The following is a 26317-nucleotide window of genomic DNA, read 5'->3' as shown; positions in this document are numbered from 1 at the left end:
AAACCCCCAACCCCACTCCCCACCCCCACCCTCTACCTAACTCGAACCCCTTCTAACTAACCAGTTCAGCCCCCCGCGCCCACGGCGCGGGGACCTGACCTCGTTCCACCCCGTAGAGCTCCGGGAGTTCAAGCCCTTGACCTCCGAAACGCCTTCCCCGAAATCTGTAGTGTCGGATGTAGACATACTCGACTTGGTCGGGTACGTTCGCTCGCATACAGAATGAAGAAAAGATCCTGACGGCGCGGGAGATACCGAACTACCCGTGGAATGACAGGGACGAGGACCGCAAGTGCGGGCAGGACTGAGCGCACACGCTGGGCGCGGTCCTCGAGCAAGAAGGAAGTACGACATAGGTAAGAAAGCAGGAAAGCGACCGGTCGCCCGCACTGATCTTCCCGGCGGGCCGACCCCTCTACCCCCTCCGGTGGAACGGTCGCACCATCTCGGACCCCGGTGCCGCACTCGCGGCACCGGGGTCCTCGTCGTGTAAAGGCACACATGAACCCAGACCCAGCTGGTACCCCGAAATTCGATGATGAGGACTACCCGGCCTACACGATGGGGCGCGCAGCGGAGATGCTCGGGGTCACTCCCGCATTCCTGCGCACTCTCGATGAGGCGCGGCTGCTGACTCCCCAACGCTCCGAGGGCGGACACCGCCGATACTCGCGCTATCAACTCCGGCTCGCCGCGCGCGCACGCGAACTGATCGACAACGGCACCGCGCTGGAGGCGGCATGCCGGATCATCATCCTCGAGGATCAACTCGCCGAAGCGCTGCGGCTCAACGCCGAACTGACCGGCGCCCAGCCCACACCCGCCCCGGCGCCCGACCTCGAATAGACACCTCGACGGGGGCGTGAACTCGAACAGAGCGAGCCGCCCCCGTGTCGTGCTCCCCGCGCGAATCCCGCGCCCTCACACGCCGACCCGAGCGGCCGGCGCGGTGGATCACTCCAACCTCAGCGGGCGCTATAGGTCAGGCAGCGGGCGGTGTCCGTCCCGGAGCCGGGGCCTACGTGGATGTCGCTGGCCGTGCATTCGAGGTCGCGATTGTGGGTGCAGTCGGCTCGTTGGCAGGCGCCGACCATGCTGGTGGTAACCGTGTCGAGGCCGCCCTTGACCGACAGGGGGATGAAGGTTCCGCAGTCGGCCGTGCCGTTGTGGCCGGAGACGTTGATCGCGTAGGCGTGGCAACCGTCGTGGTTGTTGTAGGAACAGTTGCTGACCGTGCACTCGGCTACGTGCGGCATTTCCATTGTGGTCATGTCACTCCTCCAGGTGATTGAAGGGTTTCGATGCAGTGCCCAGGCTAGCCCTTGATGCGGGGCATCAAAAGGCAGGTCAGGCTACCCTCACCGGGGGGATGGGTGCGTCCGGCCGCTGGGTATCACCACTTACGTATGCATTCGCCGATCAGTTGCTCACGGCTTGTTAGCCTTCAGAACCTCGGGTGTTCCGCCCACCGTTCCGTCGTCGATCAGCGTGGCGATGTCGTCGGGAGAGATGCCCAGGGCCGCCAGAATCTCGGTGTTGTGCTGGCCGAGCAGTGGCGCGGGGGAGCGGTGGAAGGTTCCGGGCCCGTGGGAGAAATGAACGGGCAGGGTGCTGTGGCGCGCGGTGGGCAGCACGGGGTGGAAGACGGGTTCGAAGAAGTGGCGGGACTCGAGTTGGGGTAGCTCGGGCTGACGGTGGGGCTGCATGACCTTGGCCACGGGAACCCCTGCGTCCCAGAGGATTCGGATGATCGCATCGCTGTCGTGGCGCGCGCACCAGGCTGCCAGACGGGTGTCGATCAGGTCGTGTTCGCGGCGGCGGCCCGCGGCCGTGGCCAGGCCGGGCACACGTGCCCATTCCGGATTGCCCAGGGCGGTAACGAGTTTGTCCCACTGATCGTCGGTCTCGACGGCCAGCGCTATCCAGCAATCCTTGCGGCCGAACTCGTCGGCGCCGGACGCGCGGTAGAGGTTCTGCGGGGCGGCGACCGGGCCGCGGTTACCGTCACGCTCCAGGAGCGCGCCGTAGGCGGAGTACTCGATGACCTGTTCGGCGGCCACGTTCAGCGCCGCCTCGACCATGGCGGCTTCGACCAGGACGCCGGCCCCGGTGGTGCGGCGGTGCTCGAGCGCCAGCAACAGCGCGTTGAGGGCGTGGACGCCGGCGTTCGGATCACCGATCGAATAGGGTTCCACCGGATTTCGGTCGCGGTGTCCGGTGAGCCAGGTCAGGCCCGAGGTGTCCTCGATGACGTAGGCGAAGGCGGGGTTGTCGCGCCACGGCCCGGTCAGGCCGAACCCGGGCATGCGGACCATGATCGCGTCCGCGCGCAGGGCGCGTACCTTGTCGTAATCCAGGCCGAACTGTTCCAGGACCCGCGGCGTGTAGTTCTCGACGATCACATCCGAACGGGCTACCAAGCGGCGCAATACTTCCCGGCCCTGATCGGACCGGAAGTCCAGGGTCAGCCCGCGTTTGTTGGTGTTCAGCCCGGTGAAGATCGGGGACTGTTCCCACCACAGATCCTCGGACATGGGAACGCCCGCGACCAGGCGCGTGCCGTCGGGGCGCTGCGCGGATTCCACGTGCACCACGTCCGCACCCAGCATCGCCAGGTAATGGGTGCACGAGGGCCCGGCCCAGAACGTGGTCAGATCCAGCACGCGCAATCCGCGGAACGGCAGCGGATCGGGTTCGCGCGCACTCGCCGCCCGCCCGTTGGCGGTGGCGGGTGGCGGCGCGGATCGATGGTGCGCGGTGTGCTCACCGAGCCGGGGCGCGGGTTCGGGGGCGCGCAGCAGCGGCGGCGTGGTGCGATACGGCGGTCCGGGCTGGCGAAATCCGTCGCGCGGGTTGGTGGTGAACGATCCTCGATCGGCGTGCTGGTCGAGGTCGAAAGCGTTGGCGCCGTGCGCGATCGGTCCGCTGGGAATCCGGAACGCGGTGGCCAGGTCGCTGATCACCGCCACCGGATGCGCGGCCATCCACTCCGCGATCTCCGGCGCTTTGCGGTTGGCGGTTTCGGTGATCCCGGCCTCCAGGCCCTCGTCGATCCACTCCGGGTGCCCGACCATCGCGCACAGGTCGAACCACTGCTGCGCGGTCCCGCACCCCACCGCCACCATGCCGTCCGCCGCCCCGGCCACCCCCGGCACGCTGAGCCGCCGCTGGGTGCGGAACGCCCGGCCCAGTCCCTCGTAGAACGACACCGGGTAATACGTCAGCCCCAGGATCTGGGTCTCGAGCATCGATACGTCGCAGAGCTCACCGGCTCGCGTGCCCAGCGTGCGCCACCGCGCGGTCAGGGTGGCGGCCGAAGCGTAAGCGCCCGCGAACCATTCGCCGATTCGCCCGCCCACGTGCACGGGCGGCTCATCGGGAGCACCGCGCCCCAACCCGATGATTCCGCCCGACCAGGCTTGCAGGGTAAACTCGGTGGCGGGCCTGCCCGCCCACGGACCGTCGAGGCCGAACGGGGTGATCGTCGTGACCACCAGGTGCGGGTGTCTGCGCCGAATCTCCTTCGGCGACAGATGCGGATGCTCAGCCAGCGGAGAGCCCGGAGTCCAGACCACGGCCTGCGATTCGCCGAGCACCTTCTCCACCAGAGCCAGATCGCTCGAGGGGTCGGCAACCACACTGTGCTTGGAGCCGGCGAGAAACGCGAACAGCGCGCCATCCGCGCCGGGAGCGAGAGCGGTCCCCGACGCGGTCCAGTAACGCAGAGAATCACCCTGCGGCGCTTCGAGTTTCACGACCTCCGCACCGCCGTCGGCGAGCAGCTTCGTGCAGTACCCGCCCGCGATGCCGCTGGACAGATCGGCCACTCGCCACCCGCGCAGGGGTGTCAGCGGTACGGAACCGTTGCCGGATCGATTGGATGCCATTGTCTCTCACCGTGATCGGGGTCGGCACCGCGCGCCCGTCGGCCCGGTGCGATCGGCAGCACCACCTGCCGCGTGATCCCGGCCACCCCCACCGGAGCGGTGCGCGGCCGAGTCGAACGACATCGCGCTATCGATGCGGCCAATGCGGTGCGTCGGTCAATACCCGGGCACCGTCGTCGGTGATGAGGACCGCGTCGCGCCCGAAGATCGCGCCGACGCCCGCCTCCCACACGTAACCGGTGACCGCGAGCACCATGCCGGGTTCGAGCACCTCGGCCGCGGCGGTCTCGGGCAGCTGCGGCGAGACCACCGGCGGGTCGAACCCCATCCCGAGCCCCCGCGCGACCGGCATGGGCGGCAACGGCTCGCCCGCCCTCTCGTACGCGGTGAGCAGGCCGGACGCACTCGCGCCCGGACGGCACGCCTCGATCAGCCTGCCCCACAGCCCATCCCAGCGGCGGTAGAGCGCACGCGCACCCTCGTGCCCGGAGTCACCCACCGGATACGTGCGGGCCACCTCGCCGATGTAGCCGTCGCCGAGCACGCTCGCCGACACCGCGACCAGATCCCCGTCGCGCACCCGGCGATCGCCATCGCGCCGCCGCCACGGATGCTCGCGCGAGGTCACCCACGCCGAATCCTGGGCGGCCGGGGTGCTGATGCCGCCCGCGGTCATGGCCTCGAGCAGCACACCGGTCAATTCCTGTTCGGTGACACCGGGAACCAGTCGCGTGATGGCGCTCTCCAGCCCCAGCTGCGCGACCTCCAGCGCCACACCCAGTGTCGCGATCTCCTCGGGTGTCTTGATGCGCCGCGCGGCCCGCATGGCGGTTTCCCCGTCGACGAGCTCGGCGTTCGGGAACGCCAGCGGCAGCAACTTCGCGAAGGTGGGCGAGAGCGCGTCGGTGCCGACCCGGCGCGCGGTGTCCGCGCCGCCGATGCCGCGCAGCACCTCGATCAGGTTCATCGGATTCCAGGCGAGCCCGTAGAGATGCTCGTGCGGAATGTCCTCGGGCACACCCTCGTCCCAGGTGCTCAGCAGATGAACCGCGCCGCTCTCGCGCACCAGGGTGGCGACCGGTCCGAAGGGCCGCGTGCCGGCGACCCACAGTTGCGGCGCGCCCGCGACGTAGCGGGCGTTGCCCTGGCGTCCCAGCACCAGTACGTCCAGATCGTGCGCGCGCATCTGTTCGAGTGCGCGTTCGCGGCGTCCCTGTCGCAGTGCCCGTTCGTCGGGCAGGATCTCAGTTCTCATAGGGCGCGTAGGGGTAGTCGGTGAGTGCGGTCCAGCCATCCTCGGTGATCACGATGATTTCCTCACTGCGGTACCCGCCCGTGCCGTCCTCCCAGACGACCGGTTCGAGCACCAGCACCATGCCGGGTTCGAAAACGAAGTTCTCGTCGTAGTCCGCGCCCAGATCGGTGCCGATCATGGGCATCTCCGCGGCGCTGACGCCGATGCCGTGGCCCAGATAGAAGTGCGGCAGCCACGGTTTGTGTCCGTCGTTGGCCGCGATGGCCGCGCGGGCCAGATCCGCCGCGGTGGCGCCCGCCTTGGTGACGTCCAGGACCGCGGTCAGAATGTCGCGCCAGCGCCGGAATTGACTGCGCTGTCGGGCATTCGGGCTGTCCCCGACCAGCCAGGTGCGCCCGAAGTCCGAACAGTATCCGCCATAGGTGATGCTGACATCGGTCCACAGCACGTCACCGGCGGCCAGTTCGCGTTCGGTGGTCAGCAGCGGCAGCGCCAGGTCACCGTGTGTGGTCCACACCCCCGCGGCCTTGGTCTCGGGCATCACCTGCCAGATCGCGTCGAGCATGGTGGCCCCGGCGCCGAGTTCGAAAGCGCGCCGGATGAATTGGGCCGAGAGATCGATCTGCCTGCGCCCGGGCACCGCGGCGGCCTGTACGTCCACGATGGCCTGTTCGGTGATGCGGCAGGCCGTGCGGATGCAGGAGATCTCGTCGGGGGTCTTGATCAGTTTGGCCGGGCCGACCACGGTCGAGGCATCCACCGGCGGACCGGCAGGGAACAGTTCGGACTGTGCGCGCAGCATGGCCCCGGTGCACTCGTCGACCGCGATCGTCGCGCCCGTGGGCCGCAGCTCGGCGAGCTGCCGTGCGAAAAGCTTCACGCCCTCGTCGAATTCGAGATACACCGGCCCGTGCACGTGATCGGCGGGCAGCGCGGATTCCCCGGCGGTGCCCTCCCGGAAAGGCAGGAACAGGTGCGGCCAGGGGTCGCCGGCCACCACGACGGCCACGGGCCGCTCCACGTGTGCGAGTCCGGCGTCCCCGAGCGGCCAGTTGGCCCCGGTCGCGTAGGCCACGTTGCTGTTGTTGAGCAGCACCAGCATGTCGATGCCCTGCGCGGCCATGGACGCGCGCAGCCGGGCCCCGGTGTCGCGGCGCATGCGCGCGCGGTCGGGCACGTCGGGTATCTCGAACGAGGCAAGCCCGGGGGAGAGGAAGGATGTCATCGGATTTCAGTCGCTTTCACCGGGGTTCACAGGCCCAGGAATTCCCCGACATTGGCGCTGACGATGCGGGCGGCGTCGGCCGGGCCCACCGCCTGCACCACCGCGGCCAGGGACTTCTCCGAGTAGCCGAAGGTGCTCTCGTTGTGCGGATAGTCCGAGGACCACATGACGCGGTCCACGCCGATCTGGTCGATCAGCGACAGCCCGAGGGGGTCCACCATGAACGAGGCGCGCATGTGTGTGCGCCAGTAGTACCGCACGTCGTGTTCGACCGGGCGATCGAGCATGTGCTGGAAGGAGGCGAGCATGTGCTCGGCGTCCTGCAGCGCGGCGGGCACCCAATTGATCCCGCCTTCGAACCAGCCCACGTTCAGGCCCGGATGCCGGTCGAGGATGCCGCTGAAGATGTACTTGGAGAACAGCTCCCGGAACGGCGCGACATTGTGCATCATGCCGACCGCGACGCTGTTGACCTCGCACGGCGCCGACAGCGGGGATTCGCCGATGTGGTGCGAGACCGGCACGCCGGATTCCTCGATCGCCTCCCACACCGGGATCATGGCCGCGCCGCCGTAGTCGATGACCTTGCCGTCGTCGTCCTTTCCGGCCGAGAGCGGCAGCAGGAATGTCCTGAGCCCCAGCGACTTCAGCTCGGCGAGGGTGCGGCGCGCACCGTCCCCGTCCCACCAGTTGATGAGGCCGACGCCGTAGAAACAGCCGTTGGACCGTTCCTGGAGTTCGGCGATGTAGGCGTTGTAGATCCGGAAGCACAGTTCGCGAATCTCTTTGTCCGGGTAGAAGAGCAGTGCCAGCAGGGCGTTCGGGAAGGCGAGTTCCTTCGCGATGCCGTCCGCGCGCAGGTCGGCGATGCGTGCGTCCAGGTCCGCGCTGCCCGAGCCCGCCAGCGGGTCGTACTGCATCAGGACGTGGCTGAAATCGCCCGGCAGGAACGACTTTCCCTTGCGCCCGAGCTGGTAGGCGCCGTCCTCGTACCAGACCCGAGGCGCCTTGTCCTTCAGGGACTCGGGGAATCGTTCGAAGAAGATGTCGTGCGCCAGCGAGATGTGGTTGTCGGCGGAGAACACCTCGGTGCCGGTGGGCAGGCCGAGGGTGCCCGCGGCGTGACCGCGCCGATCCTTGGGCGGGCCGAAGCCGCCGGGCGGATACAGGGAAGCGCTGCTGGTCGGAGCCGACATCTGGATCCTCCATGGGAGTCGTTCGGTAGGCGAGAATGACGTTATCATTTTTGGAGAGGCGTGTACATCATGATCAACTAGTGCGGCGCAATTTCTAGGTTCCTAACTGGGAGAATGGTGTTATCGTCAGAATCATGGATGCTCGCTCATTCGACTCTTCTCAGCGTGCCGGTGCGCGCGATTCCCGGATCATCGGCGCCCGCGACCGATTCGAATGGGGGAACATCCGCTACCGCCTGGATGTGGTGGCGGCCAATATCGCGGACGTGGTCGAACACGCCGGCGGTTGGCTCTTCGACCGCGCCTCAGCGGGGTGGGAAGTGAGCGTGCTGGTGGACGAGCTCACCGACGACGACCGGCCGATGCGCATCCTGGGCGCGGAGGTGCTGGACCTGAAGGCGGTGCTGGACTCGGGGGGATCGGGTCGTCAACCACATGCGATCGCCATCGCCGCCGATGTCATCGACCGGGACGCCCGCACCGGTGAAGGGTTGCGACTCGCGATGGCGGACGGCGGGATTCAAGTGGTGGGGTGGGGCGCGGGCTGGCCCGCCAACGCCTTCCCGGTCGATCCCGTCCTGCATCGGCTCAGCGCGGCCGCGCGCGTGTTCAAGGCGCAGGCGCTGACCGCGGCGGGGCTCGGCGAGGACTCCGAGGCGCCGCGCCGGGTGGACGCCACCGAAAGGCTGTGCAGCGGAATGTCCAATTGGCCGCCGATCGTCGCGGATCTGAGCCCGCTGAGCTGATCGGCCGCGCGTCTCGCGGGTGACTCAGTGCGGGTCGCCGGTCAAGCCCGCGGCGCAGAACCGCCAGACGTCGGCGGCCTCGATCGGGTCGGTGTCGTCGGCCGCGGTGGGCCGGGCGATGTACATGACCGCCTGCATGGTGATGGCGGCCAGCCGGCGCGGATTCGCGCCCGGGGCGAGCAAGCCCGAATCCGCTGCGTCGGTGAGCAATTCGGTGAACAGCGTGAAGTGTGACGCGTGCGCCTTGCGCACCGCCGCCGGGTCCGCGCGCAGCAGTTGCGGTGCGAATTCGGTGAAGAGCGGGCGGTAGGTGCCGGGGTCGGGGCGGCACAGCTGGAACAGCAGTTCCACGGCGATACGCAGTTTCGCGATTGGGTCGTCGTAATTGGCGGTGGCCGCGCGGATCTGGTCGACGGTGCGGTCCAGGGTCTCCTCGTACAGCGCGAGCAGCAGTTCGTGCTTGCCGTTGAAGCGGGTGTAGAAGCTGGTCAGCGACTGCCCGGCGCGTTCCACCACCTCCAGCACCGTGATGTCGGTGCTGCCCTTCTCGGTGATGGCGGCCTGGGCGGCATCCAGGAAACGGTTCGCGCGCTGTCCGGCGCGTTGGCGGGCGGTGTGCAGCGAACGATCCACCGATCGCCGCATCCAGGCCGGTTGGGGTTCCTGGGTCCGCATCCTTCGATCATATGGCCGGGTGCGCGCCGAAGCGATATCTAATTCTTCAAAACTGAGAATTACGTTCTTTCTGAGTTCGCGCCGCGCGGCGGTCTCCCGTGCCGTGCGGCTAGTAGATTTGCCCCAGGATTACCGCGAGTCGGATCATGCCCGTCGCCACCCGGCGGCTCCGCACCGGCGACCATCCGAAGGGCGTAGATGAGCGATGCCGAGCACCTGGCGGGGATGTGGTGGCAGGTACTGACCACCGCCGGCTGGCAGGTCCCGGAGAGTTCGCTGGTCGGGTGGGTCGAGGAATTGCTCGCCACGATGACGGCCGCGGAATTCGATCCCGACGCCGGTGCGCGGGTGGGCGCAGGGCTGGCGACCGCGGGCCTGCAGAACGCGACGGTGCCCGCGGTCTCGGCCGGGGTGCTCTTTCGCCTGGCCGAGCACACCGACCGTCCCGACGCCGCCGCCCGGATGGCGACCGTGCTGGCGACCCTGGGCACCGGTTACCACCTGCGCCGCGCCGAATTGCTGGCTGCGCCCGAGCCCGAAACCGAGTCCGAGCAACGAGTGAAGCTGTTCCGCGCGATGTTCGAGCGGGTGTCGATCGCGGTGGCGCTGGGAAATGTCGACGGCACCCCGCTGCTGGTGAACCCCGCGTTCGTCGAACTGCTCGGCATTTCCACCGAGGTGCAGAAGATCGCGCCCTTCGACCACAGCCACCCCGACGACATGGAGGAGATCCGCACCCTGATCTTCGATCAGCTGGTGCCCGCACGGACCGGAACCGTCCGGCTCGAGCGCCGGACCCTGCGCGCCGACGGCGGCACCGGCTGGTCGCGGTTCGCGATCACCTATCTGGCCGACGTGGGCGGCAAGGACTACCTGATGGCCATCGGTGAGGACGTCACCGAACGACGGCAGCTACAGGACGAACTGCACCGCCAGGCCCGCGTGGACGCGTTGACCGGGCTCGCCAACCGCCGCGAACTGCTCGAGCGGATGAGCGCCATGCTCACCGCGGCCGGGCCCGGCGACCGGGCCGGGCTGTGCTTCGTCGATCTGGACCGGTTCAAGGGCATCAACGACCGCTTCGGGCACCGAATCGGCGACCAGGTCTTGATCGCGGTCGCGGCGCGGCTGGAGAACGCGGTCCGCGACCGGGACTGCGTGGTGGCCCGGCTCGGGGGCGACGAGTTCGTAGTGCTGATCCTGCCGCCCGTGGACAGTGAACAGGTCGGTGCGATCGGCGCGGACCTGCTCGAAGCCCTCGCCGATCCCGTTGCGGTGCAGGGGCACAGGCTGCCGGTGTCGGCCAGCATCGGCGCGGTCGTCACACCGGTGACGACCACCGACGCCGAAACTCTGCTCGAGGCCGCGGATGTGAGCCTGTACCAGGCGAAGACGCACGCGCAGGGCAAAGTCGTGCTGCACACGCTGGTGCCCCCGGCCTGAAGCGAAGCTCGAGAACAGCCTGGCCGGCCGATCAACGGGGGTCCGGCGCGAACCGCACGAAGTCAGTCCGCCGGGCCGAATCAACAAGATCGCAGCGGAGCGATTCGGCCCGAGCAATACGGGTATGCGGGCACAATGGGACCCGCAGACACTCGGACCTACCTCACCCTGGTCGTCGACGGTGAACAACGGTCGCTGCTCGTGGACAACCGGTCGACCCTGCTCGACGCCCTGAGGGAGGGGCTGGGGGTGACCGCACCGAAGAAGGGCTGCGACCACGGCCAGTGCGGGTCGTGCACCGTTCTGCTCGACGGCCGCCGCGTCACCACCTGCCTCACGTTCGCGGTCGCCAACGACGGCGCGCACATCCGCACCGCGGCAGGCCTGGCAACAAATGATGATCTGCATGCCATGCAACAGGCCTTTCTCGATCAGGACGGCCTGCAATGCGGCTACTGCACCCCGGGCCAGATCTGCTCCGCGGTGGGCATGCTCGACGAGGTGAAATCGGGTCACGCCAGCTACGTGACCGAGGATCTCGCGGCGGAGCCGGAACTCACCGACGCGGAGATCCGGGAGCGGATGAGCGGCAATCTGTGCCGATGCGCGGCCTACCCGAACATTCTGGCCGCGATCCGGCAGTCGGCCGCGTCATGATCCCGTTCGAATACCATCGCGCAAGCAGCGCGCAGGACGCGGTGGCGGTGCTGGCCGAACGTCCGGATGCGGTATTCCTCGGCGGCGGAACGAATCTCGTCGACCATATGAAGCTCGGTGTCGTGGCGCCACGACTGCTGGTGGATGTCAGCCGCCTGCCGCTCACCGACGTCACCGAGACCTCCGACGGAGGCTTGCGGATCGGCGCGGAAGTCCGCAACAGCGATCTGGCGGCCGACCCGCTGGTGCGTGCTCGCTACCCCGCCCTGTCACGGGCGCTGCTGGCCGGCGCTTCCGGGCAGCTGCGCAATCTGGCCACCACGGCCGGAAACCTGCTGCAACGCACCAGATGCGTCTACTTCCAAGACGTCAGCACCCCGTGCAACAAACGCGAGCCCGGCAGCGGCTGCTCCGCGATCGGCGGCTACGTCCGTTATCACGCGATCCTCGGCGCCACACCGCACTGCGTGGCGACCCACCCCTCGGACATGGCCGTCGCGCTGAGCATGCTGGATGCGCGAGTGGTGCTGCAGGATCTCGGCGGCGAGCGGCGAATCGCGCTCGCGGACTTCTATCGATTGCCGGGCGACCGCCCCGACCGGGACACCGCGCTCGCCCACGGTCAGCTCGTCACCGCCGTCGAGATTCCCCCACCCCCGTCCGGTGCCAGGTCCAACTATCGAAAGGTGCGTGACCGGGCCTCCTACGCCTTCGCCCTCGTTTCGGTTGCCGCCGAACTGGTTCGAGACCCCGGTGGCGATATAGCCCAGGCGCGCATCGCATTCGGCGGTGTCGCACACGTGCCGTGGCGCGCCAAAGAGGCCGAGAAAGTGCTGCGCGGATCCCCCGCGACGGACGACTCGTTCGCGCGTGCGGCTCACGCCGAACTGGTCCACGCGAAACCTCTGGCGGGCAACGAGTTCAAAGTCGATCTGGCACATCGAACCTTGGTCGCCACGCTGCGCTCGCTCTCCGATGGGGCATCGCGATGACCGCTCTCGAAGGCAACTCGATCGGGGCGCCGCTGCCCCGGCTCGACGGACCGGCAAAGGTCACAGGTGCAGCCCGATACGCTTTCGAACACCCGGTCGACAGAGCCACGTACCTGCATCCGATCCAGGCCACCGTCGCCAAGGGCCGCGTATCCGCGATGGACACCGCACCGGCCGAACACATGGACGGGGTACTCGCCGTACTCACGGTGTTCAACGCCCCGAAGCTTGCGGACACTTCGGATGGTGAGCTCAGCATCCTGCAAAACGATCAGGTGCATTTCCGCGGCCAGCTCATCGGCGCGGTCCTCGCCGAATCTCTCGAAATCGCCCGGCACGCGGCGGATTCGGTGACCGTCGACTACGCGGCAGACCCCCACCACAGCGAACTTCGCCCGGACGATCCTGCGCTCTACGCCCCCGAAGCAGTCAGCGACGGTTCGCCCACCGACACCGAACAGGGCGACGTCGAGGCCGCGCTGCGTGCTGCCGCCGTGACTATCGATCAGACCTACACCACCCCCACCGAACACAACAATCCGATGGAACCCCATGCCTCCATCGCGATGTGGGACGAATCCTCCGGACAGCCACGGCTGACGCTCTACGATTCGACGCAGGGCGTGCACACCGTCCGAAAGACACTCGCGCCGCTGTTCGGCCTGGAACTCGACCGGATGCGCGTGATCGCGCCGCATGTCGGCGGTGGTTTCGGGGCCAAGGGCGCCCCCCACGCGCACAACGTGCTCGTCATCATGGCGGCCCAGCGCAGCGGCGGGCGGCCGGTGAAGCTGGCGCTGACCCGGCAGCAGATGTTCGCGCTCGTCGGCTATCGCACGCCGACGATTCAGCGGATCAGGCTCGGCGCCGACACCGACGGCTCGCTGACCGCGCTGTGGCACGCGGCGATCGAATCCACTTCCACCGTCAAGGAGTTCGCCGAGCAGACCGCGGTCGTGTCACGCACGATGTATGCCACACCCAATCGGCGGACATCACATCGCCTCGCCGCGCTCGATGTGCCCGTTCCGTTCTGGATGCGCGCGCCCGGCGAATGCCCCGGTATGTTCGCGGCCGAGGTCGCGATGGATGAACTCGCCATCGCGTGCGGAATCGATCCGATCGAACTGCGTATCCGCAACGAACCCGAGCGTGACCCCGAGACAGGCAGGCCCTGGTCCGGGCGGCAGGTGCTGCAGTGCCTGCGCATCGGCGCCGAGCGGTTCGGCTGGCACGATCGCGACCCCGCGCCTCGCAGCCGGACGCGCGGCGAGTGGCTGATCGGAACCGGGGTGGCCGCGTCGACCTATCCGGTGAACGTGAGTCCGGGCAATACGGCCCGGATCGAATTCCGGGCCGATGGTCGCTTCGAGGTGCGGATCGGCGCCGCCGACATCGGCACCGGCACGTGGACCGCACTAACCCAGATCGCCGCCGATGCACTCTGCTGCGATATGGAAGCGGTGGAGTTGCGGATCGGCGATACCGATCTGCCGTCCGCGTCGGTCGCGGGTGGGTCGTCGGGAATCACCTCGTGGGGCACGGCCGTCGTCACCGCCGCGCGTGCTTTCCGCGCCGAACACGGCACCGCCCCCGCGATCGGGGCGGCAACCACCGCCGACGCGCCGGAGAACCCCGACACCGAGGCGTTCGCGATGCATTCCTTCGGCGCTCAATTCGCCGAGGTGGCTGTGCACCGCGACACCTGCGAGGTTCGGGTGCCGCGCATGCTGGGAGTGTTCTCCGTCGGGCGCGCGATCAACGCGCGCACGCTGCGATCACAGCTCATCGGAGGCATGACGATGGGGCTGTCGATGGCGTTGCACGAGGAAAGCGTTCGCGATCACCGTTTCGGCCACGTGGTGACCCAGGATTTCGCCGGGTATCACATCAGCGCGCACGCGGATGTGCAGGACATCGAAGCGATCTGGCTGGATGAATCGGACGAGCACGCCAACCCGATGGGTTCACGGGGAGCCGGTGAGATCGGGATCGTCGGCGCCGCAGCCGCTCTGGCCAATGCCGTGCACCACGCGACCGGGGTTCGAGTCCGGGATCTGCCGATCACCGTGGATCGGCTGTTGTGATGAACCACGGTTCCTTTCGTATCCGATGCCGCTCTCGGCGAAGACCGATCAGCAGGTGAAGGGATAGCAGTTGCGTGTTGTCGTCGGGCTCGGTGCCGGCGGCGAGGTCGGCTGCTGCTGACCGGTCGGGCCGGGTGTGCCGGACGGGACACTGACCCGAACGTCCTCGCCGGGCTTGCTCGGGTCGGTGTGTGCGCGTACGTCGGCCAGCAGCCACCACACGCCGCCGATCAGCACGGCCAGCGCGAGCAGTCCGGCCACCGCACTGTGCACACGCTCGCGCGGAATCTTCCGAATGGAGGCCGGAACTCTCGGCCTCGGGCGGGTGCGTTGCGCTACGGGCTCGGGCCGACCACGCCGTCCTTTTCGTGCCGAGTTGAACGCCGTCAACGCTTGCGAAGCTCGAACGATCGAAAAGTAGGGGCGGACAGCACCGACCACCCGCCAAGTCGATGGGCCGGTTGACGACCTCTTGCGAGTTCGCGGTCGTAAATCGTTCAGCCGCAGATAATCTGCCCACTCCGGGGGCGGGAACGTAACGGGGACTGCCCGCTTGGGCTCGCCCCGGTCCGGTGGTTCGCGACCACATGCCGGGTCCGCGACGACGATGTCGCCGCTTTCGGTTGCGATGAAGGAAATCTCGTCGTCTTCGGACCGAGGAGCCTTCGTCAGCGACGCGGGTTCGGGCATCGCGGAACCGGAATCGAGATCCGGGTTGTCGTCGGCCCCCGGCCGATCGTCTTCGGGCTCCTCATCCAGCCAGTCCTCGGACTCCTCATCCAGCCACGAGTACGGATCGCCTTCCCAGTCGGTCTCCTCCGGAGCGGGTAGCAGAATCGGCTCGGGAGCTGACGCGGGCCAGGCGGCGGATTCGTCCGGTTGCTCACCGTTGTGGACCAGCACTGGCCTTTCACTTTCACTCGTGCGGCGACACCGACTTCGATGCGATCACCACACGATAGCCAGCCCCCTCTACACGCGGCGAACCGCCTCGAAACCGAACGGTTCGCGAATGTGTCTGCGGCGCAGTAGAACCGGCATGCGTCGGTGTGGCTCCGGCTCCGCGCCCTCGGGCTGGAGCGGGACTTGTGAATGCGTGATCAGTGCGCGGGGATCTCGCCATCCGGGTGCTCGATGAGTGATTCGAGCAAGACTGTCAGTGGACGCGCGTCCGTCGATGCCCCCGCGGCGGCCAGAACCGGAAGCGTCGTGGACGCGATCAGGGCCAATATCTCGGCGTTCGCCAAGGGCAGCAGGACCACACCGTCGGCCACCTGGGCGGCATGGATGTCGGAGATCAACCCGGCAAGCCCCGCGGGAGTTCCTATGTAGCGCAGCGTGGTCGGTGACGGCGGGGTCTCCACGAGGGCATCCAGGCGCTCGAGCGCACGTCGAGCGCTCGAGACGTCTTCAGCGATGATCACCTCCAGGTCGACGAGCACGATCGCCGCCGTCGGATCGTCACCCTCGGCGACGGCCTGTGCACGCATCCGGGCCGTGCGCCGCTTCGTACCGAGCAGATCGGTGGTGCGCACGCGCCGTACTGTCGCGGGGTCCAGCGGGCGTGCGGTGCTCAGCTCGATCCAGGTCTCGGCGAGCACGAGCGGATGCTCGTGGACCGCGCCGGGGTGAAATCCCGCACCGGTCGGCTCGATCGCCAGGCACAGTGCGGTGCCGATGTCGGAGAGCGAACGAGACATGGTGATTCCCTTCCGGATTCGCGGCGTTCTGAATGCGGTGCCGCCGTCCGCACGGGCGCGGATCGGCAGGTATCAGACGGGGTCGAACGCCGAGATGCGCCAGGAATCGTCCACTCGGGCGAGGGTGACCCGGACGCTGCTGGCGGTCAGGGCCGGTTCGGGTTTCTCGGCGCTGGTGGTGGTCTGGTTGATGAAGACCAGCACGGTCGCCGCCTCCGCGCCCAGGTCCGAGACCGCCGCGCGCACGATCGTAGCGCTGGTCTTGACCGACTTCTCCTTGGCCGCCGGGGTGACGATCTGCTGGGTGAACTGGGTGTAGTAGGCCAGGAAATCGCCGGTGAGATGGGCTTTGGCGGTATCGAAGTCGTGGTCGAGGGTGTCGGGCGCGTACGACAGCAGGGCGATCGTGCCGTCCTTGGCCGCGGCGAGGGCGGCGGCGGAACCGGTGTCGTCGGTGCGGCTGTCGGGCAGATATTGCCACCGGATCAGGCTCGCCGCGACGAGCACGGCGGCGATGGCGGTGACCGCCAGCAGGGTGATACCGGGTGCGCGGCGCACGAGGGCCACGACGCGCAGCGCGCGATTGCGAAGTGCGATGATCACGGGACGAACTCCACCTTCGACATCTTCAGTTGGCCGTCGACCCGGGTCACGGTGACGCTGAGCCGCCAGACGCGCGGTTCCTGTTTGGCCCCGGCGGAATTGGTGATCTGCGAGGTCGCCGCGACGAGTACGACCGCCGAATCCTCGGTCATCGATTCCACCGCGGTGGCGTTGACCCTGCCCTCGGTGGTGACCTGGGACTGCTCGACCACCTTCGTGAAATCTTCCGCGCGACTTTGGAAGTCGTCCCGGAACGCGCCGGTGGAGTTGTCCAGGACCCGCTGCACGTCGTCCTTGGCACGATTGAAGTCCAGTGAGGTGAGCGCGACGACGCCCTGTTTGGCGGCGGCGCTGAACTCGGCTGTGCGCCTGTCGGTATCGCTGATCCGCTGGTGGTTCCACACCGAGAAGACGCCGACCGCGAGCGAGGCGACCACCACCGCGGTGGCCAGCACGAGGACCGCCGTGCGGCGGCCGCCCGATCGGGCGCGCGACACCCACCGCCGCAACCGAGAGCCACCGGGCTCGCCCACCGCGTCGTCGGACGTTCTCGCAGTGGCGGATTCGGTGACCTTCTCGGCCTTCGCACCGGGGTCGGTGTCGTCGGTACCGAGGTCGACGATGAGCACGCCGTCGTCGGTCGGTGCGTCGTCCGCCGCGGGTTCCGCGCGGACCGTGCCCTCGGACGACGGTATCGAAGTGCCGACCTCGGCACCCGTGCTCGATGACGGCGTCGTCTCGGCTGCGTCGTCGGCTACCGGCGGAGCGACATCGGTGCTCGAGACGGCCTCGGCTCGGCGGCGCAGGGCCACCGCTCGCGCACGGGCGCGCGCCGCCGTCGCCATGGCCTCCGCGGCCGCGGCGTCCGCCTCGGCCTCCTCCGCCGCCGACAACAGCAGGCTGGTGTCCGCGCGCGTCAGCGCACCGATATCGGAATCGATATCTATGCCCGGGTCCACGAGATCCTTCATCACGCCTCCAAATCGACGGTGTGGGCGACGGTCTCAGCCGCGAGAGCCCGCCAGCAGCTCCGGGATGGTGACGAACTTGACGCGGGGCCGGGCCGCGCTCGCGCCCCGGGCCCGTTCGGCGTCGTCGATGGCGCGCCACCCCGGCCAATCGACCGGGGTGATCCCGCGCCCGGCCAGCAGCTCCCGCACCGCCGCCCGGTCGCCGACGTCCCCGTGCAGCGTGCCCGCGGCGTAGTCGGCCAGCAGTTGCGCCACCGTTTCGGCCGCGCACGTGCGATTGGTTCCGATGACACCGCGCGGGCCGCGTTTGATCCAGCCGGTGACATAGGTCCCCGGCAGCGTCCGCCCGTCCGAATCCACCACCCGGCCACGCTCGTTCGGGATGATCCCGGCCGCGTCGTCGAAGGGCAGCCCCGCCAGCGCCCGGCCCCGGAAACCGATGGACCGCAACACCAGTGCGGTGTCGAGCAGTTCTGTCGCGTTCTCACCCGGGACGGTGGAGAGCACTCGCACGCCCGTCACCCGCTCGCCACCGGTCAGCTCCACCGGGGAGGAATTGAAGCGGAACACGATTCGCCTGTTCCCCGGCGTGGTTCCGCGGTCGGCGTATTCGCGAGCCAGTTCCAGCTTGATGGTGGTCTCCACGTCGTCATCCGGATGCGCGGTCAGATCGCCGCCTTCGATGACCACGTCGATCCCCGGCAGATGCCCCAGGGCATGGAATTCGCCCGCGGAGAACGCGCCTTCGCGCGGCCCGCGCCGGCCCAGGATCACGACTTCGCCGATTCCGCTGTCCGCCAGCGCATCCGCCGCGTGCTCGGCGATGTCGGTGCGCCCCAGCGCCGGCGCGTCCAGCAGCAGCATCCGGGCCACGTCCAGGGCGACGTTGCCGTTGCCGATGATCACCGCGCGCGAACCCGACAGCTCGAAACTGCGATCGGCGTGGTCGGGATGCCCGTTGTACCAGCCGACGAAATCCGCGGCGGCGTAGTTGCCGGGCAACTCTTCGCCCGCGATGCCCAGATCCCGGCTGTCCGAAGCGCCCACCGCGTAGATCACCGCGTGATGGTGGGCGAGCAGCTCGGCATGGGTGATGTCCCGCCCGGCCTCCACGTGCAGATGACAGCCGAAACGGCTGTCGGAGAACGCGCGATCGAAGATCTTCACGATCGACTTGGTGCGCTGATGGTCGGGCGCGACCCCGGCCCGGATCAGGCCGAAGGGGGTCGGCAGTCGTTCGAAGAGATCGACTTCTACCCCGGGAATGCCGAGCAGCTCCGCCGCGGCGTAGCAGGCCGCCGGACCCGCGCCCACCACCGCGACCCGCAGCTCCGCGCGTGCCGGAGCCCGCGAAACAGTTTCGGGCACGGTCGCTTCGAGCGGATGACGCTGGAAGTACGCGGCATTGATGTCGCGGAACCGCTCCAGCTCCGGCGGCAGGTCGTACTCGGAGTAGACCGCGCCTACCGGGCATTCGTCCGCGCACGCGCCACAGTCGATGCACGTCTCGGGATCGATGAAGAGCATCTGCGCGCCCGGCTCGCCGACCGCGCCGGCGAGCGGGCGAATGCAGTCCACCGGGCAGGCCGGTACACAGCTGGCGTCCTTGCAGCAGTTCTGGGTGATCACGTACGCCAAAGCCGGAACTCCCTACACGAGATGGTGATCGGACGCGTTCAGTCGATGACCGCGGCCTGGGAACGCACGGTGACCGGTGCGGCCAGCTGCTGTTCGACGCAGATGCGCTGGAGCTTGGCCAGGGTCTCGTCGAGCCCGGGGCCCAGGCGCGGACCGGGGGTGAAGGTGGCCGGGAGCTTCCGCATGCCCTGGATGACGCCGATCGTGTCGTAGTGCACGGCGCCCGCGGGGTCGCAGTGGAAGTCCGGCATCCGGTCCAGCACCGCGGTGAGCATGGATTTGAACACCGTGCGCGCGACATTGGAGCCGATGCACCGGTGAATACCGAGCCCGAAGCTGAAGTGCCGGTTGCCTTTACGGTCCAGCTCGATGCGGTTCGGATCCGGGAACACCGAGGGGTCGCGGTTGGCCATCGCCCAGGACAGCCACAGCCGCTCGCCCTCTTCGAACCGGGTTTGCGCGGCGTCGAAGTCGGCGGCGATGGTGCGCCCGTCGCCCGGGGCCGGGGTGAAGTAGCGCAGGAACTCCTCGGTGGCCGGATTGAGCAGGGTCTCCCGCTCGCGGCTGAGCAGCTCGCGCTGATCGGTGTTGTCGGACAACCACTCCAGGGCGTGCGCGGTGAGAGCGGTGGTGGTGTCAAAGCCGCCGCCGATGATCAGGCCCAGCATGCCCAGGATCTCGAGATCGGGTGCGGGTTCGCCGTCGATCCGCAACTGGATCAGCCCGTCCACCAGGCCCGGGCGCGGATTCTCGCGAATCTCGTGCAGGTTGATCACCAGGTCCAGGCCCATCTGGCGGTGCATCTCCGCGACCCGCACCGCGTCGGGCGAGTTCTCGGGGGTGTAGACCGCCGCGTGGACAGGTTCGCTGTAGGTCGACCACTTGTCCAGCGAGATGCCGAGCATGGCCAGGGTCAGCACCGCGGGCACGATGTTGGCCAGATCATCGACGAAATCGATGCTGCCGCTCTCGATCTTCTCGTCCAGGCTGGCCCGGACGACCTCGTCGATGAACGGCTCCCAGCGCTTGACCGCGGCGGGGGACAGGTAGGGGTTCAGCACCGCCCGGTAGATGCGGTGCTCGGGGTCGTCCATCTCCAGGATGCCCCCGCGCACCACCGCCGCCCGGCGCGCGGTCGGGATGGAAATGCCCTTGTAGCCCTTGCGTTCTCCGCGCAGATCGTGATCGTTGGACACGTGCGGGCAGCGCGCGAGTTCGAAGACCGCGTCCGCGCTGCTGGCCACCCAGTGACCTTCGTAGGTGTCGGTCCAGGCCACCGGGCAGCGTTCGTGCAGCTCCTCGGTGATCTTCTCGAAGTGACCGCGGTAGTCGGCGGTGTGGCGGTCGAAGTGGTATCTGTTGCGTTTGCGATCCTCGCCGACGGCGACATCGTCGATGCTCACTGTGTGTTCCTCCGGTGGTCCGATGTGACGCCTGTCGGCGGGGTCGCCTCAGATGAGGGTGATGGCGCGTTCGGGGCAGGATCGTGCGGCTTCGCGCACCGGCTCTTCCTGATCGCCGGGGACGTCACCGTCGTACACCGGCGACGAGTGACCGTCGATCTCGCTGAGCTCGAACGCCGCCGGTGCGCTCAGGGCGCACAGCGTATGGCCTTGGCAGCGTTCCGAATCGACCTGGACCTTCATCGTCCATTCCTCGCTATCGTTCCGTAATCGGCTGTGCGCATTGAGATTCCGACCGATCAGATGTGGTAGTCGTACCACTTGAGGTACCCGCCGCCGTCGATGCGCGCGGCGGTGCCGGTGACATAGCGGGCCTCGTCCGAGGCCAGGTACAGCACGGCGTTGCTGATGTCCTCGGGGTCGACGTAGCGGATCGGCATCGCCTGCTGCACGGCGAACACCGGCTCGGCGTCCTCGCGGGTCGGGTGTTCGAGATCGGGCCGGAACGAGCGGTACATCGGCTCGCTCTGCAGCATGGGCGTGTTGACGTTCGTCGGGTGAATCACGTTGGCGCGGATGCCCAGCGGCGCGATATTGGTCGCCAGGTCGTGCACGTAGGCGGACAGGGCGCGCTTGGAGTGCACGTAGGCGTAGCCGCCGGGATCCTTGCCGGGCTGATCCTTCTTCGAGGCGTCCATGAGCGCGGCGACCGAGCCGGTGGCGATGATCGAGGCGCCCGAGCTCAGATGCGGCAGCGCGACCTGGATGGCGTTGATGGTGCCGATCAGGTTGACGTCGATGACATCGGACCACGCCTGCACGGGCGGCGTGCCCTTCATGCCGGCGATACCGGCCTGTGCCACAACGATATCGAGCCTGCCGAGTTCGGCGACGCCGGCCTCGAGCGCGGTCCGCAGCTCGTCGGCCTTGCGCACGTCGGCCTTGGCGGTGACCACGCGGCGGCCGGTCTTGGTGACCAGGCGCGCGGTCTCCTCGAGGTCCTCGGGCCGGGCCAGTGCGTAGCCCAGGCTCGCGATGTCCTCGCACAGGTCGACCGCGATGATGTCGGCGCCCTCCTCGGCCAGACGCACGGCGTGGCTGCGGCCCTGACCGCGTGCGGCGCCCGTGATGAATGCGACCTTGCCCTCAACACGTCCCACGGTATTCCTCCGGATTTGTTGATCTCAGTTCGGAAGAATGCCCCTTCCGTGAATGAGAACGGTACTCTACCAAGGGGTGACCAGCAAGGGAGGCGGACGGCCATGAGCACGACGGGTGAAACCCGGCAGGCCGCATGGAAGCAGCGCGCGGTCGATCGCGCACTGCGCGCCGCCGCGGTGCGCGCGGAACTGCGCGTCGATCAGTTCCTGGACGCGGCGCAGGCGCTCATCACGGAGAAGGGCGGCATCGACTTCACCGTGCAGGAGATCGTCGACCGCTCGGGGCAGTCCCTGCGCAGCTTCTATCTCCAGTTCGACGGCAAGCATCAGTTGCTGCTCGCGCTGTACGAGGAGGCCGTGGCCAAGACCGCGGCCCAGATCCGCGCGGCCGCACAGACACTCGACGATCCGCTCGATCGCCTGCGGGTCGCGGTCGAGCTGCTGTTCCAGCTGTGCCGCCCCGATCCGGATGCCTACCGGCCACTGTTCACCGACTTCTCCCCGCAGCTGCGCACCTCGAACCCCACCGAGGTGCGGGTCGCGCACGCGACGCTGTTCGCGGTGTTCGCCGATCTGCTCGAGGGCGTCGGCGCGGCCGGGCGGCTGCGGGCCGGCGGCAATCCGCGCCGGCTGGCCGCGATCACCATGCAGACCGTCATGTACATCGCCCATCCCGGGACGGTCGACGGCGACCTGCGGCCGATCACCGCCGGTGAGGTGTGGGCGTTCTGCGCGCACGGAATCACGGGCCCCGGCGAGTATTGAATTCTCAAATCGGGCATGTAGGCTAAGTCACATTCGAGAATGCCATTTCCCAACGGTGTGGAGGGGCGGTGAGCTCATGGCCTCGAAACTGATTCCCCGATCCACCTGGATGGCGCGGCGGAGTACGGGCGTATTCCAAACCATCGGCGGTTTGTTCGCCATGTCCGCGGACGCGGTCCGCTTCGTATTCGTGCGGCCGTTCCAGACCCGCGAATTCCTCGAACAGTCCTGGTTCATCGTGCGGGTCTCGATGATTCCCACTGTGCTGGTGGCGATTCCGTTCACCGTCCTGGTCAGCTTCACCCTCAACATCCTGCTGCGCGAACTCGGCGCCGCGGATCTGAGCGGCGCCGGCGCGGCCTTCGGGGCGGTGACCCAGGTCGGCCCGATGGTGACGGTCCTGATCGTCGCGGGCGCGGGTGCGACGGCGATGTGCGCGGATCTGGGTTCGCGCACCATCCGCGAGGAGATAGACGCCATGCGGGTGCTGGGCATCGACCCGGTCCAGCGGCTCGTCACCCCGCGCATGCTCGCCTCCGGGCTGGTGGCATTCCTGCTGAACAACCTCGTCTGCATCATCGGCATCCTGGGCGGCTACGTCTTCTCCGTCTTCGTCCAGGACGTCAATCCGGGCGCGTTCGCCGCCGGGCTCACCCTGCTGACCGGCCTCGACGAGGTGCTCATCTCATCGGTGAAGGCGCTGCTGTTCGGGTTCGTCGCCGGTCTGGTGGCGTGCTATCGCGGGCTGATCGTGACCGGCGGCGCGAAATCGGTCGGCAACGCGGTCAACGAAACGGTTGTCTACGCGTTCATGTCGCTGTTCGTCATCAATGTCGTGGTCACCGCGGTCGGCATCCAGATGACGGCGCGATGAAGGGGGATCAATGACCATCGCCGCCAGATATCCGGCGACGCTACGACGCGTGCGCCGCCCGATCAACAGCGTGGGTCGCGTCGGCGACCACACCATCTTCTACGTCAAGGCGCTCACCCGGACCCCGTACGCGGCCGCGCACTATCGCCGCGAGACGATCCGGCTCATCGCCGAAATCAGCATGGGCGCGGGCGCGCTGGCGGTCTTCGGCGGCACCGTGGTGATCGTCGGCTTCCTCACCCTGGCCACCGGCGGCACCCTCGCGGTGCAGGGCTACAGCTCGCTGGGCAACATCGGCATCGAGGCGCTGACCGGATTCCTGTCCGCGTTCATCAACGTCCGCATCTCCGCGCCCGTGGTCGCGGGTATCGGACTTGCGGCGACGTTCGGCGCGGGCGCGACCGCGCAACTGGGGGCCATGCGCATCAACGAGGAGATCGACGCCCTCGAATCGCTGGCCATCGAACCGATCGCCTACCTGGTCAGCACCCGGCTGGTGGCCGGCATGGTCGCCATCACCCCGCTGTACGCGCTGGCTGTCATCGCCTCGTTCATCGCGAGCCGTTTCACCACCGTCGTCCTGCTCGGGCAATCGGCCGGGCTCTACGACCACTACTTCTCCACCTTCCTCAATCCCATCGATCTGGTGTGGTCGTTCGTGCAGGCGCTGGCCATGGCGCTGACGATCCTGCTGATACACACCTACTTCGGCTTCTTCGCCAGCGGCGGGCCCGCGGGGGTGGGGATCGCGGTCGGCAACGCCGTGCGCACCTCGCTCATCGCGGTGGTCTCGGTGACGCTGCTGGTCTCGCTGGCGGTCTACGGCGCCAACGGGAATTTCAATCTCTCGGGATAGGCATATCGGTGTTCTCGAATCTGTTGCGCCCCTTGGTGGGTCTACTGTCCATCGGGATGGTCGCGGGTGCCGTCGGCGGCGCGATCACCCTCTTCGAAGGCGGACTCGACGACACCGTGCCGGTCACCGTGCTCTCGAGCCGCGCCGGGCTGGTGATGTACCCCGACGCGAAGGTGCAGATGCGCGGGGTCACGGTCGGCAAGGTCGCCGAGATCCACGAGCGCGCGGACGGCATGGCGGTGATCCGGCTGGCCATCGATTCCGGGCAGCTGTCGAAGATCCCGGCCAACGTCTCGGTCGACATCGCGTCCACCACCGTGTTCGGCGCGAAGTACGTGCAGTTCATCGCGCCTGAAAAGCCTTCGACCGCAGCGCTTTCCGCCGGTCAGACCTTCGACGCCGACCATGTGACCGTCGAGATCAACACCATCTTCCAGCAGCTCACCCAGGTGCTGGGCAAGGTCGAACCCGAGAAGCTGAACGCCACCCTCGGGGCCATCGCGACCGCGACCAAGGGCCGGGGCCAGCGGATCGGTCAGCTGCTCACGGACCTGGAAGCCTTTCTGGCGCAACTGGAACCGGCGCTGCCCGCCTTGAATACCGATCTCACTCAGCTGCCCGTGGTAGCCGCGGCCTACGCCGACGGCGCTCCGGCGCTGGTGAGCACCGCCGCCGACGCGACCGCTATCGGCGCCACCCTGATCGACGAGCAGCAGAACCTGGACGCGCTGCTGACCGGGGTGATCGGACTGTCCGACAGCGGAAACCAGGTGCTGGCCGACAATCAGGACGCGCTCGCGAGCACCCTGCACCTGCTGGTGCCGACCGTGCAGCTGACCAACGAGTATCGCGAAGCACTGCGCTGCGGGATCGAGGGTCTGGCCAGACTGGACCGCCTGCCGCCCGCCGAAGCCGAGGGCGTCATGATTTCGGCCAACTTCCTGTTCGGCACCTTCCCCTACAGCTACCCCGAGAGCCTGCCCAAGGTCGCGGCCAAGGGTGGTCCGCAGTGCGTCGGGATGCCCGTGCCCTACGACACGCATCCGCCGTTCGTGGTCGCCGACGTCGGCGCGAATCCGTACGCGCGCGGTCAGCAGGGCATCAACTTCAACTCGGAATGGCTGCAGCACCTGCTGTTCGGGACGAACGGGGGCAAATAATGGATCGCCGCAACGGCCCGCTGCTGAAATTCTCCGCCTTCGCCGTGGTCATGGTCGTGCTGTCGGCGCTGCTGATCCTGGTATTCGGTGACTTCCGGGGTGGCGCGTCGACCAACTACTCCGCGGTGTTCGCGGACTCCTCGGGTATTCGCGCGGGTGACACCGTGCGCATCGCGGGGGTGCGGGTGGGCACCGTCGGCACGGTGCGGCTGCGCCCGGACCACTCGGTCACCGTCGATTTCGACACCGACCGCGGCGTCGCCCTCACCACCGGCACCCGGGCCGCGGTGCGATATCTGAACCTGGTCGGCGACCGCTACCTGGAACTGACCGAAGGACCGGCCACCACCGAGATACTGCGGGCCGGGGCGCAGATCCCGGCCGACAAGACCACGCCCGCACTGGATCTGGACGTCCTGCTCGGTGGGTTGAAGCCGGTGATCGCCGGCCTGAACGCCCGCGACGTCAACGGATTCACCTGGTCGCTGCTGGAAATCCTGCAGGGCAAAGAGGATACGGTCGGTTCGCTGCTCGCGCGCACCACCTCGTTCACCACCACCCTCGCCGACAACGGCGCGGTGGTGCAGCAGCTGATCGACAACCTCAACACGGTGATGGCCACCCTGTCGACGGACGGCGCGCAATTCGGCGGCACCATCGACCGGCTGGAGCAGCTGGTCACCGAACTCTCTCAGGAGCGAGATCCGATCGGGGCCGCGGTCACCGCACTCGACAACGGCACCGCCTCCATCGCCGACCTGCTGACCGATGCCCGGCCGTCGCTGGCCGGCACCGTCGACGAGCTGGCTCGCCTGGCGCCCCAGCTCGACGACACCCAGGAGCGGCTCGAACGCGGAATCACGCTGGCCCCGGAGAACTTTCGCAAGATGGCCCGCACCGGCACCTACGGCAACTTCATCCACTACTACCTGTGCTCGATCTCGGTGCGGGTCAACGATCCGTCCGGTCAGGTCGTGGTGTTGCCCGCGGTCAAGCAGGACACGGGAAGGTGTAGCGCGTAGCC

Annotated in this window: 24 protein-coding genes and 1 pseudogene; 11 read left to right on the top strand and 14 right to left on the bottom strand. The window is 68.0% G+C overall.

Going from position 1 to position 26317, the window contains the following annotated elements; all coding sequences use genetic code 11:
• Positions 1–561 precede the first annotated feature (561 nt).
• The gene (locus ABZ319_RS24110) at positions 562–846 is read left to right on the top strand and encodes a MerR family transcriptional regulator (RefSeq protein WP_354988731.1); all 285 of its coding nucleotides are present in this window, start codon (positions 562–564) and stop codon (positions 844–846) included.
• Positions 847–965: 119 nt separating this feature from the next.
• Here the strand turns inward: ABZ319_RS24110 and ABZ319_RS24105 are convergent, their stop codons facing one another.
• From ABZ319_RS24105 to ABZ319_RS24085, 5 genes are all read right to left on the bottom strand, one after another.
• On the bottom strand, positions 966–1271 hold the full coding sequence (locus ABZ319_RS24105; RefSeq protein WP_354988728.1) for a DUF1540 domain-containing protein: 306 nt from the start codon (positions 1269–1271) through the stop codon (positions 966–968).
• 156 nt (positions 1272–1427) lie between these two features.
• Positions 1428–3887 carry a CoA transferase gene (locus ABZ319_RS24100; RefSeq protein WP_354988727.1) on the bottom strand — a complete coding sequence of 820 codons (2460 nt, stop codon included), beginning with the start codon at positions 3885–3887 and terminating at the stop codon, positions 1428–1430.
• 127 nt (positions 3888–4014) lie between these two features.
• Positions 4015–5142 (bottom strand): M24 family metallopeptidase, encoded by a 1128-nt coding sequence (locus ABZ319_RS24095; RefSeq protein ID WP_354988726.1) that lies wholly within the window; start codon positions 5140–5142, stop codon positions 4015–4017.
• Positions 5132–6367, bottom strand: a complete 1236-nt coding sequence (locus ABZ319_RS24090; protein WP_354988725.1) for a Xaa-Pro peptidase family protein — start codon at positions 6365–6367, stop codon at positions 5132–5134. Before ABZ319_RS24090 ends, ABZ319_RS24095 begins: the two co-directional genes overlap by 11 nt.
• A gap of 26 nt (positions 6368–6393) precedes the next feature.
• Positions 6394–7563, bottom strand: a complete 1170-nt coding sequence (locus ABZ319_RS24085; RefSeq protein ID WP_354988724.1) for an amidohydrolase family protein — start codon at positions 7561–7563, stop codon at positions 6394–6396.
• A 134-nt stretch (positions 7564–7697) separates the two neighbouring features.
• On the opposite strand from ABZ319_RS24085, the gene ABZ319_RS24080 reads away from it, so the two are divergent.
• On the top strand, positions 7698–8309 hold the full coding sequence (locus ABZ319_RS24080) for a hypothetical protein (RefSeq protein ID WP_354988723.1): 612 nt from the start codon (positions 7698–7700) through the stop codon (positions 8307–8309).
• Between the two features lie 24 nt (positions 8310–8333).
• Here ABZ319_RS24080 and ABZ319_RS24075 read toward each other — a convergent pair whose 3' ends face one another.
• Positions 8334–8984 carry a TetR/AcrR family transcriptional regulator gene (locus ABZ319_RS24075; protein ID WP_354988722.1) on the bottom strand — a complete coding sequence of 217 codons (651 nt, stop codon included), beginning with the start codon at positions 8982–8984 and terminating at the stop codon, positions 8334–8336.
• Positions 8985–9182: 198 nt separating this feature from the next.
• Here ABZ319_RS24075 and ABZ319_RS24070 point away from each other — a divergent pair, with 198 nt between their 5' ends.
• The 4 genes from ABZ319_RS24070 to ABZ319_RS24055 all read left to right on the top strand — a co-directional run bounded on the left by ABZ319_RS24070 (position 9183) and on the right by ABZ319_RS24055 (position 14163).
• A complete protein-coding gene (locus ABZ319_RS24070; protein WP_354988721.1) occupies positions 9183–10427 on the top strand; it encodes a sensor domain-containing diguanylate cyclase in 1245 nt (414 codons plus the stop codon).
• A 135-nt stretch (positions 10428–10562) separates the two neighbouring features.
• The gene (locus ABZ319_RS24065) at positions 10563–11084 is read left to right on the top strand and encodes a 2Fe-2S iron-sulfur cluster-binding protein (RefSeq protein WP_354988720.1); all 522 of its coding nucleotides are present in this window, start codon (positions 10563–10565) and stop codon (positions 11082–11084) included.
• Positions 11081–12076, top strand: a complete 996-nt coding sequence (locus ABZ319_RS24060) for a xanthine dehydrogenase family protein subunit M (protein ID WP_354988719.1) — start codon at positions 11081–11083, stop codon at positions 12074–12076. Before ABZ319_RS24065 ends, ABZ319_RS24060 begins: the two co-directional genes overlap by 4 nt.
• On the top strand, positions 12073–14163 hold the full coding sequence (locus ABZ319_RS24055; RefSeq protein WP_354988718.1) for a xanthine dehydrogenase family protein molybdopterin-binding subunit: 2091 nt from the start codon (positions 12073–12075) through the stop codon (positions 14161–14163). The genes ABZ319_RS24060 and ABZ319_RS24055 overlap by 4 nt, the downstream gene beginning before the upstream one ends.
• Before the next feature lie 48 nt (positions 14164–14211).
• Here ABZ319_RS24055 and ABZ319_RS24050 read toward each other — a convergent pair whose 3' ends face one another.
• The 8 genes and pseudogenes from ABZ319_RS24050 to ABZ319_RS24015 all read right to left on the bottom strand — a co-directional run bounded on the left by ABZ319_RS24050 (position 14212) and on the right by ABZ319_RS24015 (position 21638).
• Positions 14212–15066: a hypothetical protein gene (locus ABZ319_RS24050; protein WP_354988717.1), complete on the bottom strand. Its 855-nt coding sequence runs from the start codon at positions 15064–15066 to the stop codon at positions 14212–14214.
• A gap of 197 nt (positions 15067–15263) precedes the next feature.
• Positions 15264–15863 (bottom strand): hypothetical protein, encoded by a 600-nt coding sequence (locus ABZ319_RS24045; RefSeq protein WP_354988716.1) that lies wholly within the window; start codon positions 15861–15863, stop codon positions 15264–15266.
• A 72-nt stretch (positions 15864–15935) separates the two neighbouring features.
• Positions 15936–16340, bottom strand: a pseudogene (locus ABZ319_RS24040) (hypothetical protein); the annotation flags it as partial.
• A 122-nt stretch (positions 16341–16462) separates the two neighbouring features.
• Positions 16463–17437, bottom strand: coding sequence for a hypothetical protein (locus tag ABZ319_RS24035; protein WP_354988715.1), 975 nt, complete (start codon positions 17435–17437; stop codon positions 16463–16465).
• A 33-nt stretch (positions 17438–17470) separates the two neighbouring features.
• Positions 17471–19075, bottom strand: coding sequence for an FAD-dependent oxidoreductase (locus tag ABZ319_RS24030; RefSeq protein ID WP_354988714.1), 1605 nt, complete (start codon positions 19073–19075; stop codon positions 17471–17473).
• Positions 19076–19113: 38 nt separating this feature from the next.
• The gene (locus ABZ319_RS24025) at positions 19114–20478 is read right to left on the bottom strand and encodes a cytochrome P450 (RefSeq protein ID WP_354988713.1); all 1365 of its coding nucleotides are present in this window, start codon (positions 20476–20478) and stop codon (positions 19114–19116) included.
• A gap of 48 nt (positions 20479–20526) precedes the next feature.
• Complete coding sequence (locus tag ABZ319_RS24020; protein WP_354988712.1) at positions 20527–20721, bottom strand: ferredoxin; 195 nt, start codon at positions 20719–20721, stop codon at positions 20527–20529.
• A 56-nt stretch (positions 20722–20777) separates the two neighbouring features.
• Positions 20778–21638: a mycofactocin-coupled SDR family oxidoreductase gene (locus tag ABZ319_RS24015; protein WP_354988711.1), complete on the bottom strand. Its 861-nt coding sequence runs from the start codon at positions 21636–21638 to the stop codon at positions 20778–20780.
• Between the two features lie 102 nt (positions 21639–21740).
• Between ABZ319_RS24015 and ABZ319_RS24010 the strand changes: the two genes are divergently transcribed.
• The 5 genes from ABZ319_RS24010 to ABZ319_RS23990 all read left to right on the top strand — a co-directional run bounded on the left by ABZ319_RS24010 (position 21741) and on the right by ABZ319_RS23990 (position 26315).
• Complete coding sequence (locus ABZ319_RS24010) at positions 21741–22403, top strand: TetR/AcrR family transcriptional regulator (RefSeq protein ID WP_354988710.1); 663 nt, start codon at positions 21741–21743, stop codon at positions 22401–22403.
• 109 nt (positions 22404–22512) lie between these two features.
• Positions 22513–23277 (top strand): ABC transporter permease, encoded by a 765-nt coding sequence (locus ABZ319_RS24005; protein ID WP_354988730.1) that lies wholly within the window; start codon positions 22513–22515, stop codon positions 23275–23277.
• Positions 23278–23287: 10 nt separating this feature from the next.
• On the top strand, positions 23288–24133 hold the full coding sequence (locus tag ABZ319_RS24000) for an ABC transporter permease (protein WP_354988709.1): 846 nt from the start codon (positions 23288–23290) through the stop codon (positions 24131–24133).
• Between the two features lie 56 nt (positions 24134–24189).
• Positions 24190–25293 carry an MCE family protein gene (locus ABZ319_RS23995; protein WP_354988708.1) on the top strand — a complete coding sequence of 368 codons (1104 nt, stop codon included), beginning with the start codon at positions 24190–24192 and terminating at the stop codon, positions 25291–25293.
• On the top strand, positions 25293–26315 hold the full coding sequence (locus tag ABZ319_RS23990) for an MCE family protein (protein WP_354988707.1): 1023 nt from the start codon (positions 25293–25295) through the stop codon (positions 26313–26315). The genes ABZ319_RS23995 and ABZ319_RS23990 overlap by 1 nt, the downstream gene beginning before the upstream one ends.
• The last annotated feature ends 2 nt before the right edge of the window (positions 26316–26317 follow it).

Origin of the sequence: Nocardia sp. NPDC005978 (assembly GCF_040614455.1) — a bacterium.
Lineage (GTDB): Bacteria > Actinomycetota > Actinomycetes > Mycobacteriales > Mycobacteriaceae > Nocardia.
Note: the sequence above shows the minus strand (reverse complement) of the source record. Positions and strands in the feature narration are given on the sequence as shown.